The organism is Acinetobacter sp. ANC 3813, from assembly GCF_002135435.1.
Taxonomy (GTDB): Bacteria; Pseudomonadota; Gammaproteobacteria; order Pseudomonadales; family Moraxellaceae; genus Acinetobacter.
Genome location: NZ_NEGK01000010.1, coordinates 69,003 through 87,703 on the forward strand (window position 1 = coordinate 69,003; position 18,701 = coordinate 87,703).

At 44.8% G+C, this 18,701-nt stretch carries 18 protein-coding genes; 11 read left to right on the forward strand and 7 right to left on the reverse strand.

Annotated features, from left to right (window positions below; all coding sequences use genetic code 11):
• Window positions 1-117 precede the first annotated feature (117 nt).
• Window positions 118-1,629, forward strand: coding sequence for an aldehyde dehydrogenase family protein (locus tag B9T34_RS14875; protein WP_086213909.1), 1,512 nt, complete (start codon window positions 118-120; stop codon window positions 1,627-1,629).
• Window positions 1,630-1,700: 71 nt separating this feature from the next.
• On the opposite strand, the gene B9T34_RS14880 is transcribed toward B9T34_RS14875, so the two are convergent.
• Both B9T34_RS14880 and B9T34_RS14885 read right to left on the reverse strand, forming a co-directional pair.
• Window positions 1,701-2,294: a 2-hydroxychromene-2-carboxylate isomerase gene (locus B9T34_RS14880; RefSeq protein WP_086213910.1), complete on the reverse strand. Its 594-nt coding sequence runs from the start codon at window positions 2,292-2,294 to the stop codon at window positions 1,701-1,703.
• A 49-nt stretch (window positions 2,295-2,343) separates the two neighbouring features.
• Entirely contained in the window at window positions 2,344-3,084 is a 741-nt protein-coding gene (locus tag B9T34_RS14885; protein ID WP_086213911.1) for an SDR family oxidoreductase, read from the reverse strand.
• Window positions 3,085-3,191: 107 nt separating this feature from the next.
• Here B9T34_RS14885 and B9T34_RS14890 point away from each other — a divergent pair, with 107 nt between their 5' ends.
• The 10 genes from B9T34_RS14890 (at window position 3,192) to B9T34_RS14935 (ending at window position 13,190) form a co-directional block, all read left to right on the forward strand.
• Window positions 3,192-3,779, forward strand: coding sequence for a TetR/AcrR family transcriptional regulator (locus B9T34_RS14890; RefSeq protein WP_086213912.1), 588 nt, complete (start codon window positions 3,192-3,194; stop codon window positions 3,777-3,779).
• A 323-nt stretch (window positions 3,780-4,102) separates the two neighbouring features.
• A complete protein-coding gene (gene ribBA / locus B9T34_RS14895; protein WP_086213913.1) occupies window positions 4,103-5,218 on the forward strand; it encodes a bifunctional 3,4-dihydroxy-2-butanone-4-phosphate synthase/GTP cyclohydrolase II in 1,116 nt (371 codons plus the stop codon).
• An 18-nt stretch (window positions 5,219-5,236) separates the two neighbouring features.
• Window positions 5,237-5,707 carry a 6,7-dimethyl-8-ribityllumazine synthase gene (gene ribE / locus B9T34_RS14900; RefSeq protein ID WP_086213914.1) on the forward strand — a complete coding sequence of 157 codons (471 nt, stop codon included), beginning with the start codon at window positions 5,237-5,239 and terminating at the stop codon, window positions 5,705-5,707.
• A gap of 4 nt (window positions 5,708-5,711) precedes the next feature.
• Complete coding sequence (gene nusB, locus B9T34_RS14905) at window positions 5,712-6,161, forward strand: transcription antitermination factor NusB (RefSeq protein ID WP_086213915.1); 450 nt, start codon at window positions 5,712-5,714, stop codon at window positions 6,159-6,161.
• 24 nt (window positions 6,162-6,185) lie between these two features.
• Window positions 6,186-7,103, forward strand: coding sequence for a thiamine-phosphate kinase (gene thiL, locus B9T34_RS14910; protein ID WP_086213916.1), 918 nt, complete (start codon window positions 6,186-6,188; stop codon window positions 7,101-7,103).
• Entirely contained in the window at window positions 7,081-7,602 is a 522-nt protein-coding gene (locus B9T34_RS14915) for a phosphatidylglycerophosphatase A (protein WP_086213917.1), read from the forward strand. Before thiL ends, B9T34_RS14915 begins: the two co-directional genes overlap by 23 nt.
• A 21-nt stretch (window positions 7,603-7,623) precedes the next feature.
• A complete protein-coding gene (gene glmU, locus B9T34_RS14920; RefSeq protein ID WP_086213918.1) occupies window positions 7,624-8,988 on the forward strand; it encodes a bifunctional UDP-N-acetylglucosamine diphosphorylase/glucosamine-1-phosphate N-acetyltransferase GlmU in 1,365 nt (454 codons plus the stop codon).
• A 12-nt stretch (window positions 8,989-9,000) separates the two neighbouring features.
• Window positions 9,001-10,839, forward strand: a complete 1,839-nt coding sequence (glmS, locus tag B9T34_RS14925) for a glutamine--fructose-6-phosphate transaminase (isomerizing) (protein ID WP_086213919.1) — start codon at window positions 9,001-9,003, stop codon at window positions 10,837-10,839.
• Between the two features lie 60 nt (window positions 10,840-10,899).
• The gene (locus B9T34_RS14930; protein ID WP_086213920.1) at window positions 10,900-12,273 is read left to right on the forward strand and encodes a phosphomannomutase; all 1,374 of its coding nucleotides are present in this window, start codon (window positions 10,900-10,902) and stop codon (window positions 12,271-12,273) included.
• A gap of 77 nt (window positions 12,274-12,350) precedes the next feature.
• Window positions 12,351-13,190 carry a hypothetical protein gene (locus B9T34_RS14935; RefSeq protein WP_086213921.1) on the forward strand — a complete coding sequence of 280 codons (840 nt, stop codon included), beginning with the start codon at window positions 12,351-12,353 and terminating at the stop codon, window positions 13,188-13,190.
• On the opposite strand, the gene galE is transcribed toward B9T34_RS14935, so the two are convergent.
• From galE to B9T34_RS14960, 5 genes are read right to left on the reverse strand one after another with little or no spacing between them, the layout of a single operon-like run.
• Entirely contained in the window at window positions 13,183-14,199 is a 1,017-nt protein-coding gene (galE, locus tag B9T34_RS14940; RefSeq protein ID WP_086213922.1) for a UDP-glucose 4-epimerase GalE, read from the reverse strand. The genes B9T34_RS14935 and galE overlap by 8 nt on opposite strands.
• Entirely contained in the window at window positions 14,192-15,865 is a 1,674-nt protein-coding gene (gene pgi / locus B9T34_RS14945) for a glucose-6-phosphate isomerase (RefSeq protein WP_086213923.1), read from the reverse strand. The genes galE and pgi overlap by 8 nt, the downstream gene beginning before the upstream one ends.
• Complete coding sequence (locus B9T34_RS14950) at window positions 15,865-17,124, reverse strand: UDP binding domain-containing protein (protein WP_086213924.1); 1,260 nt, start codon at window positions 17,122-17,124, stop codon at window positions 15,865-15,867. Before B9T34_RS14950 ends, pgi begins: the two co-directional genes overlap by 1 nt.
• 16 nt (window positions 17,125-17,140) lie before the next feature.
• Window positions 17,141-18,016 carry a UTP--glucose-1-phosphate uridylyltransferase GalU gene (gene galU / locus B9T34_RS14955; RefSeq protein WP_086213925.1) on the reverse strand — a complete coding sequence of 292 codons (876 nt, stop codon included), beginning with the start codon at window positions 18,014-18,016 and terminating at the stop codon, window positions 17,141-17,143.
• A 29-nt stretch (window positions 18,017-18,045) separates the two neighbouring features.
• Entirely contained in the window at window positions 18,046-18,675 is a 630-nt protein-coding gene (locus B9T34_RS14960) for a sugar transferase (RefSeq protein ID WP_086213926.1), read from the reverse strand.
• Between the last annotated feature and the right edge of the window lie 26 nt (window positions 18,676-18,701).

Genomic DNA, 18,701 nt, shown 5'->3' on the forward strand with positions numbered 1-18,701 from the left:
CTACCTTTTTCCAACCTTATATTAGGTATGCTAGTTAAATAATGTACAGAAGTACCTTATACCAAAGCCGTATGCTTTGGGATAAAGAACAACAAAATTAAGCAAAGGAATATTCATATGCGTTATCTCGATCCTAATCAGCCCGGTTCAAAAATCCAGTTCAAATCTCAATACGAAAACTTTATTGGCGGCAAATGGGTAGCGCCAGTCAAAGGTGAATACTTTGACAATATCTCTCCTGTTGACGGCAAAGCCTTTACCAAAATTCCGCGCTCTTCCGCAGAAGATATTGAACTGGCGCTGGATGCCGCGCATGCAGCCAAAGCCTCATGGAACAGTGCATCTCCAACTGTGCGCTCAAATGTATTGCTAAAAATTGCCGACCGTCTAGAAGCCAACTTAGAAATGCTGGCCGTGGCGGAAACATGGGACAACGGCAAACCCGTACGTGAAACATTAGCGGCAGACATTCCGCTCGCCATTGACCATTTCCGCTACTTTGCAGGCTGTATCCGCGCGCAGGAGGGTGGCATCTCAGAAATTGACGAAAACACCATTGCCTATCATTTCCACGAACCTTTAGGCGTGGTTGGGCAAATTATTCCTTGGAATTTCCCAATATTAATGGCGGCTTGGAAACTGGCGCCTGCCCTAGCTGCAGGCAACTGCATTGTCTTAAAACCTGCTGAGCAAACGCCTGTCGGCATTTTGCTGGTGGCAGAGCTGATTCAAGATATTTTACCAGCAGGTGTGCTGAATATTGTGAACGGTTACGGCGTCGAAGTTGGCCGCCCGCTGGCCACCAATCCGCGTATTGCGAAAATTGCCTTCACAGGTTCAACGCAAGTTGGGCAAATGATCATGCAATATGCGACTGAAAATATCATTCCAGTAACTTTAGAACTTGGCGGCAAATCACCAAACGTGTTCTTTGAAGACATTATGGACAAAGACGATGAGTTCTTAGATAAAGCGCTGGAAGGCTTTGCGATGTTTGCCTTAAACCAAGGTGAAATCTGTACCTGTCCTTCTCGCGCCTTAGTACAAGAAAGCATTGCTGATAAGTTCTTAGAAATGGCGGTAGAGCGTGTGAAACGCATCAAGACGGGTCATCCGCTGGATACCGAGACCATGATTGGCGCGCAGGCATCTCAAGAACAGCAAGAAAAAATCTTGGGCTGTATTGCCACAGGTAAAAACGAAGGCGCGCAGCTGATTACCGGCGGCGATCCACGCAATGAAGTGGGCACAGGTTTCTATATTGAACCCACCATTTTCAAAGGCACCAATGACATGAAGATTTTCCAAGAAGAAATCTTTGGCCCAGTGCTTTCAGTTGCAACCTTTAAAGACTTTGATGATGCAATTAAAATTGCCAATGACACCATTTATGGTCTAGGCGCAGGTGTCTGGTCACGTTCAGCGCATACCTCTTACCGTGCTGGCCGCGCGATTCAAGCAGGCCGCGTATGGACCAACTGTTACCACATTTATCCTGCTCATGCGGCATTTGGCGGCTACAAAAAATCAGGTATCGGCCGTGAAAACCATAAAATGATGCTTGATCACTATCAACAAACCAAAAACTTGCTGGTCAGCTATGATACCAAGCCGATGGGCTTCTTCTAAATCCAGCTGATCTAATCAAAATAAAAAAGCGGACGTCAGTCCGCTTTTTTATTTCAGATTATTCTGATGCATTAATTTTTCGATAGCGCTGCTTCCACAAAATGCAGATGATCTACGCCCCAATACAGCTCATCATTGACAAAGCAGCTCGGCGCGCCAAACACCCCACGCTCAATCGCTTCCTGCGTAATCACCTTCAGCTCGGATTTGACTTTTTCATCATCCAGCCATACCTGTACTTGCGCTGCCTCCAAACCCAACTCCTGAGCCAGATGCATCAATTCAGCCGCATCATTTAAGTTGCGCGGATGGCCAAACATGGCATCAAACAGTGCCGTCAAAACCCGCTGAAAATTTTCCGGCTGATACAGCTGTACAGCAGTAATCAAACGCATCAGCATTAAGGTATTGATCGGAAAATACGGATTCATCTGCACAGGGATATTCCACAGCTGAGCCCAGCGCTGCAAATCAACCATCGAATAGCGCGCCTTGGCTGGCACCGCCATTGGGCTGCTGTTGCCAGTGGCTTTAAACACGCCGCCCAAGAGCATCGGTTTCCAAATGATTTCAGCCTGATGCTGCGCGGCGATTTGCTGGATGCGGTGAAAACCCAAAAAGCTGTAAGGGCTGCCCAAATCAAAATAAAATTCAACTACTTTCATCTTTTATGTCCGATTGATTTTCTTTGTCCATTAAGTTCTTTTAATCCCATTACCAGCGCTCCATCCACGGTCTGAGATCTAATTCATGCGTCCACGCATCCCGCGGCTGCTGCGCCAAATGCCAATAATTTTCAGCAATATGCGCAGGATTCAAAATCCCGTCCTGCTCTTTTTTTGTATACATCTGTGGAAATGTATCTTTAATAAAATCGGTATCAATCGCGCCATCCACCACCACATGCGCCACATGAATATTCAACGGGCCTAATTCACGCGCCATGCTTTGCGCCAATGCGCGCAGTGCATGCTTCGCTCCCGCAAAAGAAGCAAAGTGCGATGCGCCGCGCAGCCCTGCTGTTGCGCCGGTAAAAATAATTGTGCCGCGTTCACGCGCAGCCATGCGTTTAGCCGCTTCACGTCCTGTCAAAAAAGCGCCAAAGCAGGCCATTTCCCAAATTTTAAAATATTTACGCGCCGTTTCTTCCAAAATACTGCAGGGCACATTGGCGCCAATATTAAAAACCAAGACTTCGATTGGGCCAATTTCAGTCTCGATGTGTTCCATCAGTTCAATGACCTGTTCTTCTTTACGCGCATCCGAAGCAAATCCGTATGCAGTTCCTCCTGCAGTTTGAATTTCATCAATCAAGGGCTGCAATTTATCCGCGCTGCGCCGCGTCATGCAGGCGATATAGCCGCCGCGCGCAAAACGTTTGGCTATTGCACCTCCCGTTGCATCCCCTGCGCCAATCACCAAGGCCACTTTGGCTTGCGTATCCTGCTGCGCCATATTTTGCATCCTTTTTTATCTTTTTATTCATAAGATAACGATCGTTACCATAACAGATACTATGTTATAATTTTGATTCTGTCAAATGCTGAACAGGCTGCTTAAAGATGCGCTATGCTGCGGGTTATAAACAACAAAAACGTCAAGAATTACTGCACATCAGCGGCCAGCTGGCTAAACAGCATGGCTTTGCCGCCACAGGCGTAGACAGTTTTATGAAAGCCGCCGGCGTGACCAGTGGCGCGTTTTACTCGCATTTTTCTTCGAAGCAGGATTTGCTGAAAGCCCTGATCACATCAGAATTGCAGCGCAGCTGCAGCATGTGGCAAAGCAATCCTGCTGACAATGCCGCAGACTGGATTGATTTTGAACTTGAACGCTATCTGACGCTGGCGCATCTGAACCGGCCTGATCATGGCTGCGCGCTGCCCGCGCTTGCCAGTGAAATCAGCCGCGCAGATGAGGCGGTGAAACAGGCCTACCAGCAGGAATTAATGCGCGGGCATGCCTTATTTGCCGCACAATTGGGCAGCGAAGAAAAAGCTTGGGCAATGCTGTCACAGCTGGCAGGCGCCATTTTAATTGCCCGCGCCATACCCGACCCAGCACTGCAGCAGAACATTTTAGAAGCCAATAAAACCATGATGCGGGCTTATTTGCTCAATTCAGCCTATGAACCAGATCTTCAAAGATAAAAAACACTGCTTCTAAAATGCTCCTATTGGTAAAAAACTGTTTTTAAGCATTTTCTTGCTCTGCTGCAAATGTAGAGCCTACTGTTAGGCCTTGATCTTATATCTTAGGCATTTTTTATGCTTATCAATCGTTTAAAGATTATGCACAAATAACGTTTTTTAAAATGCTGGCGACTTTAAAAGTCCGTCTGGACTGTGTATAACAATGAACCTGAAAGGAAAAATCATAAGCATAGGCAAAACGGTCAAAAAAACGTTAGACTATGCAGCTATCTCTACAAGTTTAATGTCTTCACAGAAGACGAAAAAGAAGGTGAAGGCTGATGCCGCTCAATACAGTTGAAGAGCTCGTCGCAGATATTCGTGCAGGTAAAATGGTCATCCTCATGGATGATGAAGACCGTGAAAATGAAGGTGATTTAGTCATCGCAGCGACACACGTCCGTGCTGAAGACATTAACTTCATGATTACCCATGCCCGCGGTTTAGTGTGCTTAACCTTGAGCCGCGAACGCTGTGAACAGCTGAAACTGCCGCTGATGGTAGATGCGAACGGCGCACAGCACGGCACAAACTTCACCTTATCGATTGAAGCAGCCCATGGCATTTCTACAGGCATTTCACCTGCAGAGCGCGCGCACACGATTCAAACTGCTGTAGCGGCGCATGCTAAGGCTTCAGATATTGTACAGCCAGGGCATATCTTCCCGCTCATGGCGCAGCCGGGCGGCGTACTGCACCGTGCTGGCCATACTGAAGCAGGCTGTGACTTATCGCGCTTAGCAGGCTTAGAGCCTGCTTCCGTCATTTGTGAAATTATTAATGAAGACGGCACCATGGCGCGCCGTCCTGACCTCGAAGTTTTTGCTGAAAAGCACGGCTTAAAAATGGGTACAATTGCGGATCTGATTCATTACCGCATGACCAATGAGCAAACCGTTGAACGTATTGACCAGCAAACACTGGATACCGAATACGGCACCTTTGAATTGTTCCGCTACCGTGAAATTGGCAATCCGGACATTCACTTGGCTTTGGTCAAAGGCGAACCGAAACAAGGCGTGACCACTGTACGCGTACACGGTTTCAGCCCAGCCCGTGACTTGCTGAAAATCAACAAGCAAGACGGCGAACCGGCATGGAATCTAGACAAAGCGCTCAAAGCAATTGCCAGCAGTGACCGCGGTGTATTGGTCTGGATTGGCCAGCGCCATTTGCAGGACTTGGGCCCAGCCCTAGACAGCCTAGCTGCGCCAAAACCGACAAAGTCTAGCGCAGCGCTTTCACAGCAGTACCAAACCATTGGTGTCGGCGCGCAAATTTTACGTGACTTGGGTGTTGAGAAAATGAAACTGCTCAGCTCGCCATTACGCTTTAACGCATTATCAGGTTTTAATTTAGAAGTGGTGGAATATATCACCGCTAATCAAACATCTTAAGAAATAATCGAGGTTGCTATGGCAGTTCGCCGTATTGAAGGTATGTTGAATCTCGCAAACGAAGACCGTTATGCGATTTTAGTTGGCCGTTTTAACAGCTTTGTTGTTGAACATCTGCTGGAAGGCGCAATTGATACATTGAAACGTCATGGCGTATCAGAGGATAATATCACTGTTGTTCATGCACCAGGCGCATGGGAACTTCCAGTGGTTGCTAAGAAATTAGCAGAAACTGATCGTTTTGACGCAGTGATTGCGCTCGGCGCAGTAATCCGCGGCAGCACGCCTCACTTCGATTTCGTTGCAGGCGAATGCGCCAAAGGTCTAGGCGTAGTTGGCCTGAACACTGGCTTGCCGGTCATCAACGGTGTATTGACTACGGACAGCATTGAACAAGCGATTGAACGCTCGGGTACAAAAGCAGGCAATAAAGGCAGCGAAGCTGCATTGACTGCTATTGAAATGGTTAACTTGTTAAAGGCTATTTAACGCTATGTCGCAAACACTTCAAGCAACTTATGCAGCAAAACGCAAAGCACGCCGTTTTGCTGTACAAGGAATTTATGAATGGCAGATGAGCCACAATCCAGTGCATGAGATTGAAGCGCGCACTCGCGTGGAAAATGCCATGCACAAAGTGGATCTCGGCTATTATCATGAATTGTTGACACAAGTGGTTGCCAATCATGAAGCATTGGATGCGCTCTTAATCCCTGTTCTAGACCGCGAACTTAGCGCGCTGGACGGGGTAGAACTGGCAGCGCTTCGTCTTGGCGCGTATGAACTCAAAGAACATCTTGAAATTCCATACCGCGTTGTTTTAGACGAAGCGATTGAACTGGCTAAACATTTTGGCGGTGCAGACAGCCATAAATACATCAATGGTGTATTGGACCGTTTAGCCACTTCACTGCGCGCAGCAGAAAAACAGCAAGCAAACTGATTTTTTAGATGTTGAATTGCTGCTATGGCTGAGTTTTCCATCATCGACACCTATTTCAACCGCAAGAATGCAAATTCTGTAGACTTAGGTGTTGGTGATGACTCAGCCCTGCTCACCCCTCCGCCGCATCAGCAATTGGTGATCTGCGCCGACACATCGGTTGCAGGAAGGCATTTCCCTCTTGATACACACCCGCATGCCATCGGCTGGAAATCTGTTGCAGTCAATCTGTCAGATATTGCCGCCATGGGCGCAAAACCGCACAGTATTTTACTGGCCTTGAGCTTAGACCAAATTGATCATGCTTGGCTGAAAGAATTCAGTCAGGGACTCTATGACTGCTGCGATCAATTTGGCGTAAGTTTAATTGGCGGCGATACCACACAAAGCCCGCATTTAACCATTACCGTTACCGCTTTGGGCTGGATTGAATCAGGCCAAGCCGTCACCCGTTCTGGCGCACAGCCAGGCGATTTAATTTGTGTCAGCGGCACCGTCGGCGATGCCGCTTATGGCCTGCAGCATTTAGGCCATCCGCTGCAAAAACGCCTGGACTATCCAACACCGCGCTGTCAGCTGGGTCAACAGCTGAAAGGCTTAGCCACCAGCATGATTGATATTTCAGATGGATTGGCGCAAGATTTGGGGCACATTTTAGAGGCATCGAATACCGGTGCAGAAATCTATTTGGAAAATCTGCCTGTCTCGGCTGAAGTTGCACAATTAGAACAAGAAAAAAAATATCAGCTGGCTTTAGCCGGTGGCGATGACTATGAATTATGCTTTACAATAAGCCCCAACAACTATCAGTTACTGATACAGCAAAAAATAGATGTAAATCTTACAATTATTGGACAAATTACCCAAAATTTGGGATTAACTTATTTACAGAATGGCGTAAATTGTTCCATTCAATTTCATGGGTACCAACACTTTGCATAAACCCGAAATTCATTTCCAGCACATGACATGGTTTGAACGCTGTGTCGTGTTTTGCGGTGTAGGCTTTGGTTCAGGGCTTGCGCCTAAAGCGCCGGGCACTTTTGGATCGGCTTTTGCTTTGCTGTTCATTCCTGCATGGCTCGCAATTGGCTACGTCAACACCATTATTGCCATTGCTGTTATGTCCCTCATCGGCATTTACATCTGCGGGAAAACTGCGCAGGTCATGGGAGTACATGACGATGGCAGAATTGTTTGGGATGAGTTTGCTGGACAATCCATCACCTTTCTGCCGCTGCTGTATCTGGGCAATATGAACTGGCTTTGGGTCCTGATCGGATTTGGCTTATTCCGCCTGTTCGATGTTTGGAAGCCTTGGCCAATCCGTGTGGTTGACCGTCAGGTGGGCGGCGGCTTCGGCATTATGCTGGACGATATCATTGCCGGTATTTGGGCCGCGCTTTGTATTTGTGTTTATTTTTATTTCACGTCTATATGATACATATTCCTAGGATTTACCATGTCTACTAGCGTAATCATTCTTGCCGCAGGCAAAGGAACCCGTATGCGTTCCAGCTTGCCCAAAGTACTTCAGCCCTTAGCTGGCCGTCCATTGCTAGGGCATGTAATCGAGACTGCAAAAAAACTTCAAGCCAATAATATTATTACCATTTATGGACATGGCGGCGACCTCGTACAACAAGAATTCAGTCAAGAACAAGTACAGTGGGTTGAGCAGGCAGAACAGCTGGGCACAGGCCATGCTGTTAAAGTGACTTTGCCTGTTTTACCTCAAACTGGCCAATCCCTGATTTTATCCGGTGACGTGCCGTGCATCAGCACCGATACACTGCAAAAACTGCTGGATGCTGCGCAAAATACCGGAATTGCTCTTGTGACGCTAACGGTTGCTGATGCAACAGGTTATGGCCGCATTGTTCGTAACAACGGTAAAATTCAAGCCATCATTGAACATAAAGATGCCTCTGAAGAACAGCGTAAAATTAAAGAGTTCAATACGGGTATTTACTGTGTCAGCAATGCCAAACTGCATGAGTGGCTGCCTAAATTATCCAATGACAATGCACAGGGTGAATACTATCTGACTGATATTGTCGCGATGGCAATTGCAGATGGCCTTGAAGTTGCTTCTGTAGAACCTGAACGCGCATTTGAAGTCGAAGGTGTGAATGACCGCGTACAATTGGCGGCTTTGGAGCGTGAATTCCAAGCCTATCAAGCGAAACTACTGATGCAGCAAGGCGTGCATTTAATCGACCCAAACCGCTTTGATTTGCGCGGGCAGCTGACCGCCGGTACGGATGTGCGTATTGATATTAACGTGATTATTGAAGGCGAATGTGAATTCGGTGATCACGTTGAAATTGGCGCAGGCTGTGTCATTAAAAATACCAAAATTGCAGCAGGCACTAAAGTGCAGCCGTATAGCGTATTTGACAGCGCAATCGTGGGTGAAAACACCCAAATCGGCCCATTCGCACGCCTGCGCCCAGGTGCAAAACTGGCTGCTGATGTGCATATCGGCAACTTTGTCGAAGTGAAAAACTCGAGCATTGGCCTAGGCTCAAAAGCCAATCATTTCACTTATTTGGGCGATGCCGAAGTTGGCGCTGGCTCGAATATCGGTGCAGGCACCATTACCTGCAACTATGACGGCGCAAACAAATTCAAAACCATTATTGGCGATGCCGCTTTTATTGGCTCTAACAGCTCGCTGGTCGCGCCTGTTAAAATTGGCAACGGCGCAACAGTCGGCGCTGGCTCAACCATTACCCGTGATGTCGCAGACAATTGCTTAGCCGTAGAACGTTCTCAGCAATTTGTCAAAGCAGATTATCCGCGTCCGCAAAAGATTAAGAAATAAGAGGGTTTTACTATGTGTGGTATTGTCGGCGGAATTGCTGAACGCAGCATTACAGAAATTTTAATTGAAGGCTTAAAACGCCTTGAATACCGCGGCTATGATTCTGCTGGCTTAGCATTGATTAACAGCGGGCATGTCCTTCGCGAACGCCGCGTCGGCAAAGTGGCCAATCTTGAAGAAGCTGTGAATGAATCCCATATTGCAGGCTCTTTAGGCATTGCGCATACGCGCTGGGCGACGCACGGCAAACCGACTGAAAATAATGCGCATCCGCATATTTCAGGCAATGTGGCTGTGGTGCACAACGGCATTATCGAAAACTATCAAGAACTGAAAGATGATCTTGAAGCTTTAGGCTATGTTTTCACTTCACAAACAGATACCGAAGTTGTTGCGCATTTAGTCAATGATGCACTGAAATCAACACTAAGCCTGCTGGAAGCTGTACGTCAAGTTGTGCCGCAGCTGAAAGGCGCGTATGCGCTGGGTATTGTGCATACTGACCATCCTAATGAATTGATCACTGTACGTGAAGGCTCTCCATTGGTGATTGGTGTCGGCATTGGTGAAAATTTTATCAGCTCGGATCAATTGGCATTGTTACCAATTACCAACCGTTTTATTTACCTTGAAGAAGGCGACATTGCCCGCTTAACGCGCACCAGCATTGAAGTATTTGTTGATGGCAACCGCGTTGAACGCCCAGTGAAAGAACTGGATGCAACGGTCAGCAATGCCTCTAAAGGTGAATATAAGCATTACATGCTGAAAGAAATCTATGAACAGCCTGAAGCGATTCAGCAAACGATTTCTCAAGCGCTGAATGGCAACAGCCTGCGTGCAGACTTCATGCAAAATGCAGAAGCGGATTTCAGCAAAATTCAGCAAGTGCAAATTATTGCCTGCGGCACCAGCTACCATGCCGGCATGATTGCCAAATACTGGTTTGAACAGCTGATTGATGTGCCTGCGCAAGTCGAAATTGCCAGCGAATTCCGTTACCGCTCACCAGTCATTGTAAACAATACACTGTATGTCTGCATTTCCCAATCAGGTGAAACGGCTGATACTTTAGCTGCCCTGCGCGATACACAAAAACGTGCGGCTGCCAAAGGCACAGATATTACGACAATGACCATCTGCAACGTTGCAACATCGTCTATGGTGCGTGAGACGCATTACAGCCTGCTGACTTTGGCTGGTCCTGAAATTGGCGTAGCATCTACCAAAGCCTTTACAACGCAATTAGCCGCGTTAATGCTGCTGGTGCTGAAAATCGGCCAAGTCAAAAACAGCATTAGCACTGAACAGATCGAAACCATCACTGCAGAATTGTGGCATACACCCAAAGTGATTTTGGATACGCTACAAAAAAATGATTCGATCCTCCGCCTGTCTGAATTGTTTAAAGAAAAGCAGCACTGCTTATTCTTAGGCCGCGGCACGCAGTTCCCAATTGCCCTTGAAGGTGCACTGAAGCTGAAAGAAATTTCGTATATTCATGCCGAAGGCTATGCAGCGGGCGAATTGAAGCATGGCCCATTGGCTTTGGTCGACAATGACATGCCTGTCGTGATTCTTGCACCGCAAGATGACATGCTGGACAAACTGAAATCCAATATGGAAGAAGTACAGGCACGCGGCGGCGAACTATTTGTCTTCGCAGATGAAAACAGCGGAGTCAGCACTAAGGACCGTCAGCACGTGGTTCACGTGCCAAGCGTCAGCGCTGTTCTAGCGCCGATCGTTTACAGCATTCCAGTACAGCTGCTGTCGTATCATGTTGCCGTATTGCGCGGCACCGATGTCGACCAGCCGCGAAACTTGGCAAAATCGGTCACGGTTGAATAATAAATTTTGATTAAGGGCTGGATTTCCAGCCCTTTTCCTGTCTGATCCTTGAGAATACTTATGACCAAATTGACTTGCTTTAAAGCTTATGACATCCGTGGAAAACTCGGTACAGAATTAAACGAAGATATCGCCTATAAAATTGGCCGTGCGTATGGCCAAATTTATCAGCCTAAAAAAATTGTAATTGGCTGTGATATCCGTTTAAGCAGTGAAGGCTTAAAACAAGCGACCATCAAAGGTCTGAATGATGCGGGTGTCAATGTCCTTGACCTTGGTATGACAGGCACAGAAGAAGTCTATTTCGGCGCCTTCCATCTAAACGTGCAAGGCGGAATTGAAGTCACAGCCAGCCATAATCCTATGGATTATAACGGCATGAAGCTGGTGCGGGAAAATGCCCGGCCGATCAGTGCTGATACAGGCTTAAAAGAGATTCAGGCTTTGGCTGAAGCGGGTGAATTCAATGATGTTGCTGTAAAAGGCAGCACAGAAAAGTACAATATTTTGCCTGAATTCGTCGATCATCTGATGGGCTATATTGACCCTGCAAAAATTCGCCCACTCAAACTGGTCGTGAATGCCGGCAATGGTGCAGCAGGCCATGTGATTGATGCCATCGAAGATAAATTTAAAGCGCTCAGCATGCCTGTAGAATTTATTAAAATTCATCATGAAGCAGATGGCACATTCCCCAATGGCATTCCCAACCCAATCTTGATTGAAAACCGTGACAGCACCAGCAAGGCTGTACTTGAACATCAGGCAGACATGGGCATTGCATGGGATGGCGACTTTGACCGCTGTTTCCTGTTTGATGAAAAAGGCCAATTTATTGAAGGCTACTATATTGTCGGCCTCTTGGCGCAAGCTTTCCTGCTGAAGCAATCTGGTGAAAAAATTGTGCATGACCCGCGCTTGGTGTGGAATACCCTAGATATTGTTGATCAATACCAAGGCCAAACGGTACAGTCAAAATCTGGGCATGCCTTCATTAAAGATGTCATGCGTGAACATAATGCTGTCTATGGCGGGGAAATGTCTGCCCATCATTACTTCCGAGACTTCGCCTACTGTGACAGCGGCATGATTCCATGGCTGTTAGCCATTGCGGTATTGTCTGAAACCCAGCAAAACCTCTCTGCACTGGTTGAAGGCATGATTGCCAAGTTCCCGTGCTCTGGCGAAATCAACTTTAAAGTGGCGGATACTCAAGTCACTATTCAAAAGATTTTTGATCACTTTGCAGATCAAAAACCTGAAATCGATCAAACAGATGGTGTAAGTTTGGATTTTGGCGCATGGCGCTTCAATGTCCGCGCATCCAATACTGAGCCATTATTGCGTCTTAATATTGAAAGCCGAAGAGATCAAAGTCCTAAGCCGATGCGTGAATATATAGAGTTACTGCATCAAATCATTACAAAATCATAATATTTATAATCTAAGAAAAGGTTAGATTAAAAAGCTAACCTTTTCTTTAAGTTTATATCAACACCATGAGCATCCATATGAAAAATTTAATTTTTTTTCTTGTTTTATTTTCAAGCAATGCTTACTGTTTTGATATTTACCAATATATTAAATGGAAAAATTATACGGATAGTAATGGAAATTTGATTTCCAATTCAAATCAATTTCAGAACTATTTAAAGCAACAGAATATTAAACCCATTGACGTTGTTTATCATAATAGATTCTTAACCAATGGAATCCCTGATGCTCAAAAGATTAAAATTATAGCTGAGAAAGCGTCGAAATACCCCAATATCCCAATTTCATTTGATATTGAAGTTGGAGACAGATTTCAACCTAAAACGGTTCTTCCTACTATTCAAAAAACCCTTAGTCTATATCATAAATTCGGGGGTAAAGCTCCTGTAGGCGTCTACGGCGTACTCCCTCAAGGACTCCCACGTACAGAAATTGTAGATAATGAAAAACGCCAAAAGTTCATAAATTTGAATCAAGCTTATGAGACTGTTGCTTCTCAAGTTAATTTTCTCAACCCAGTTATATATAATTTTAATATCAGAGATTTCAATGATTGGAAAAACCGAGTTGACTTACAAATCAGCGAAGCAAAAAAATATGCAAAAAAATATAACTTAAAAATTATACCTTATTTTTCAATTACATATATCACAAAAGAAAAAAGGGGAGAAAAAATTATTGAGCCTTTAACAGAACAAGAAGCCTCAAAAAGGCTAAATTATATTAAGTCAAAAGGAGTAGATGGAATAATAATATGGGATACCAATATTGGCACCCTAGCGGACTCTAGTGCTCCCATATTTAATTCACAACACGGGAGCTCGAAAGCACTTTTAAATTTTAGCAGATCTAATTGAAACCAGTAGGATTTTGCTTTTGCCAATTCCAGCTGTCTGCCAGCATATCCTTCAAACTATACTGCGGTTTCCAGCCAAGTTCTGACAGTGCACGCGTGTTGTCTGCAAAAGAGGTAGCAACATCACCCTCACGGCGCGGTGAAAATTCAAATGGAATTTCGATGCCATTGACTTGTTCAAAAGTATTTTTCAGTTCTAAAACTGAAGAGCCTTTACCCGTTCCAATATTCCACACTCGGCAGCCTGTTTGATTCAAGCGATTATTCAATGCGCATAAGTGTGCATTGGCTAAATCCACCACATGAATATAATCCCGCACCCCAGTACCGTCTGCAGTATCATAATCATTGCCAAAAATAGAGAGCTTCTCACGGCGTCCAACCGCAACCTGCGTTAAATAAGGCATTAAATTATTCGGAATACCTTGAGGATCTTCACCAATGCGGCTGCTTTTATGTGCACCGACTGGATTGAAATAACGCAGTAATGCAATCGACCAGCGTTCATCCGCCTGCTGAAGTTTCTGCAAAATCTGCTCAACCATTAACTTGGTATAGCCATAATTATTGCTTGGCGTGCCAGTCGGCATAGTCTCATTTAAAGGCGAAACATTCGCTTCGTCATAGACGGTAGCAGATGAGCTGAACACCAGCTTAAAAACACCTGCTTTCTCCATGGCATTAAACAATGAGAGCGAGCCTGCAATATTGTTGTCAAAGTACAGCTGCGGAAATTTTTGACTTTCGCCAACAGCTTTCAAACCTGCAAAATGAATCACTGCATCAATAGCATACGTTTGAAATAAACGGTCCAAAGCCGCTGAATCTCGAATATCGCCTTGTACAAATGTCATCACTTTCGTTGCGATGTCCTGCACTCTCAGCAAGGCTTCTTCTGAACTGTTGCATAGATTATCCAGTACAATCACTTCATGGTCCGCAGCTAAAAGCTCTATACAAGTATGTGAACCGATATAGCCAGCCCCGCCCGTCACTAAAATTTTAGCCATGCGTTTTTCTCAACAAAATATTCAATAAACCTTGTGTGGAAGCATCCAGCGCTGATAGATCATGCTGTTCCCCATTCAAAATTGGCAGCAGCTGATTGGCAATTTCTTTGCCTTTTTCTACGCCCCATTGATCAAAGGGATTAATATTCCACAGCACAGATTGTACGAACACTTTATGTTCATACATTGCAATCAGCATCCCCAAGCTGTAAGGATTGAGTTCCTGCATTAAAATTGTAGTGCTCGGCTGATTGCCTTCATATTTTTTGTAGTCAGGCAAATCAGATAATTCTGCCTGATCTAAAGCCTGATTGCCAAAGGCCAGCAACCGCGACTGCGCCAAACAGTTTGATAAAGCCAAATGATGCTGATCAATCAGCGCTTCAGCATTGTCTACATAGGTAAATTGCTTGGCATTATAACGCTGTACAGGCGCAATAAAATCACTGCTGACGGCTTGCGTGCCTTGATGCAGCAGCTGATAGAAGGCATGCTGTGCATTGGGTCCAACTTCCCCCCAAACAATCGGGCAAGTATCCCATTCGACCCGATCTCCACTGCGCTGAATAGACTTGCCATTTGATTCCATTTCCAGCTGCTGCAGATAAGAAGCAAAGTATTTCAAACGCCCATCATAAGGCAGCACCGCATGCGTTTGAATATCTAAAAAATTGTTATTCCAAGCACCAAGCAAGCCCATTAGCACAGGAATATTTTTTTCAAAGGGCGCTGTTTGAAAGTGCTGGTCCATGGCATAAGCACCAGCTAGCAAATGTTTAAACCCATCTACACCAATGGTTAAAGCAATCGGAAAACCAATACATGACCAGAGAGAGTATCGGCCACCAACCCAATCCCAAAGCAAAAACTGCTTTTCTGGCGCAATACCCCAAGCTGTCATTTTGTCAGGTTTGGTCGAGACCCCAATAAAATGATGCTTTAAAACCTTCGGCTCTTGACCCAAAGTTTTTTCCAGCCAAATACGGGCTGTTTGCGCATTGGATAGTGTATCAATGGTTCCAAAAGATTTTGAAGAAATCACAAAGAGTGTCGTTTCAGGCCGCAATTTATGCAAAATATCCGAAAGCTGGCTGCCGTCAATGGTCGAGACAAAGTGCATATTCAGTTTTTTTTGCGTCGCCTGCTTAAAGTCAGAGAGTGCATGCACTACCATCAGCGGGCCTAAATCAGACCCCCCTACACCAATGTTCACGACATCCTGAATCACCTCGCCTGTAGCGCCGCGGCATTGGCCATCATGAATTTTTCGAACCAAATCAAACATGCGCTGAAATTGCGCATGCACTTGCTGCGCAATTTCAGGATGTTCCTGATCATTTTCCGGCAAGCGTAATGCCCAATGCATTGCGGAACGGTTTTCTGTGCAATTGACTTCTTGCGTTGAAAACAGACGCTTAATCCAAGGGTTTAAATCTTGTGCATGCGCCCATTGCACCAAGGTTTTTAACACCTTTTGATCAACACGGTGCTTGCTGAAATCGAAAACGATCGGCTCTAAATTGACTGAAAAATCAGCGAAACGTTCTGAGTTTTCAGCAAATAAGGCCGTTAAATGTTTCAGTTCAAATTCTTTTTTTAATTCATTTAACTCAGAGATGACTGCTTGAGTTTCTTCAACTAGATATGGATAAGTTTGAATTGCCATTAACGCCCCACTCCCATATAAGCAAAGCCCTGTTCCTTCACGTAATTTGGATTATAAATATTACGGCCATCCAAAATCAGCGGATGACGCATGTTCTTTAATAAAGCTGAATAATTTGGACTAGAATACTGTTTCCATGCGGTTAATACACATAAAGCATGCGCCTCATTTACCGCATCATATTGATCTGTGCAGTAAATGAGGTCTGAACGGTGACCATAAATCTTTTCTATTTCCGCAAGCGCCTGCGGATCATGCAGTTTGACTGTGACACCCTGCGCCCACAATGCTTTTAGCATGGGATGTATGGGGGATTGCTGCACCCGCGCTGTATTTTCCTTAAAAGAAGCACCCCAAATTGCCACGGTTTTTCCCGTCAAATTGCCATGGTAATAATTCCACAATTTGGCAAACAAAACTTCTTTCTGCTGTTCATTAATATCCCATACCTGAGAGAGAAGCTGACTCTTAGCGCCACTGCCCGTTACGGTATCGACCAATGTTAGAATATCATGCGAAAAGTTTTCTCCGCCAAAACCAGCGCCAGGATAGAGGTAAGATGCCCCTATACGGCTGTCGGCCGCCATGCCTTGACGCACAAACTCAATATCAATACCCAGTTTCTCAGCGACAATCGCTAAATCATTGATATAACTGATGCGAGTGGCCAGCATCCCCGAAATACTCAGCTTGGTAAATTCAGCATCAAGAATTGGCATAAAAAGATACTGATTCGGCCTTGGATATATAGGACGCAGCAATTCTTTTACTTTGATCTGCACATGTTCGAAATCACAGCCTACGATCAGCTGCTCTGCTTGGCTAAAGCTAGCCAAACTGTTCCCTTCCTGAACAATGTCCGGCAAATAGATCCAATCATCTTCCGGCAGATATTGTTTAAACTTTTCCGTACCATGCAAACCCAGCGTTGAAGCATTGATCATCAGCTTAGGGTGAATAATCTGACGCTGGCCAAGCTCTTTCAGGATTTCTATACCAAAATCTTGTTCTGTAGGATTAAAGCTATAAACATAAGCATCAGTATCAACAGGCACATCCTGAAGAGTACAGTGCGTCAAAAAGCCATTTTTCTCTTGTGCGCTGAGCAGGTCTTGAAGTGTTTTATCTTGAGCATAAATATGTTCAGCAGAATGATGGCTTTTTAAAAAATTACACCAAAAAATCTCATGCCCGCAGTCTGCCAGCAAACCCGATAGCACACCTGAATATAGTGTCCTGCCAAATACTGCAATCTTCATGACTTCTAATCTCAGCTTACAGCTTAAGTTCTTGGATTAATGCTTTGAACTCATTGCCTAATTTAGGATGAGCAACACCGTAATGCAAAACAGCTTTCAGATAGCCAATTTTACTGCCGCAGTCAAATGTTTGACCTTTCATTCTATAGGCTTCGACCTGATCTGTTTGCTGCAGCATAGCAATCGCATCTGTCAGCTGAATTTCATTACCAGCGCCTTTAGGTGTCTGCTCAAGCAGCTGCATGATTTTTGCTGGCAATACATAGCGCCCAACCACTGACAGATTTGAGGGTGCAGTACCAACTGGAGGTTTTTCTACAATGCCTTGCATAACAATACTTTTGCCTTCTTCAGGAACAACTGAAACGTCAACAATACCATATTGGTCAACCAAATCATCTGGAACTGCTTCCACCATAATTTGTGAGGCCTGAGAAACATTAAAGCGGCCAATCATCAATGCTAGATCATTTTCCACATCATTAGATTGAACAAGCACATCAGGAAGCAAGACAGCAAAATCATCATCGCCGACAATGGCTTTTGCGCATAATACAGCATGGCCTAAACCTAAAGGCTGCGGCTGACGCACACTCACAACACTGACATGCGGCGGTAAAATTTCAGTGATCTCTTTTAACAGGTCATCTTTCTTTTTATTGGCTAAGGTCGTTTCCAGTTCAAAATTTCGATCAAAATAATTTTCAATCGATGCTTTAGAGCTATGGGTAACCAAAATAATTTGTTCAATGCCTGCAGCTACTGCTTCTTTCACAACATATTCAATTGCTGGACGGTCTACGACTGTGACCATTTCTTTTGGAATGGATTTGCTTGCAGGTAAAAAACGGGTGCCTAAACCTGCAACGGGGAGAATAGCTTTCTTAATCATAATCTAGATACTTATTTACAGCGATAAATTTAAATTTTGTTTTCGTGCGCAGTTTTCGGCTTTTCAATAGGTGTGCTGGTAAATCTCTCTGCACCAACCATCTGATCAGGGGAATTAATACCTTCTTTTGTAACCATCACCTTAACTGTCTTAAACATAATCTTAAAATCAATCAAAATTGTCTGCTTTTCGACATATTCAACATCTAAGTCAAATTTCTCTTCCCATGACAAATTATTCCGTCCGCTCACCTGTGCCAAACCCGTCATACCTGGTTTAACTTCATGCCGACGCATTTGATGAGGGGTATAATGTTCTAAAAAATCTTTCATTTGCGGACGCGGGCCAACAATGCTCATATCTCCTTTTAGCACATTAATCAGCTGAGGCATTTCATCCAGACTTGTTGAACGCAATTTATGGCCAAAAGGAGTAATGCGTTGATCATCTGGTAATGGATTACCCTGCTTATCTACAGAATCAAGCATTGATCTAAACTTTATCATTTTGAAAATTTTAGCATTTTTCCCTGGACGCTCTTGATAAAAAAAGACCGGAGACCCTAAATTTTTACGAACTTTGCAACAAACAAACAAAAAAATAGGAGATAAAATTATTAAAGCAAAAGTTGCAATAAAAATATCTAAAGAGCGTTTCATTTCACCCCCTCAGGTTCAAAAAAACA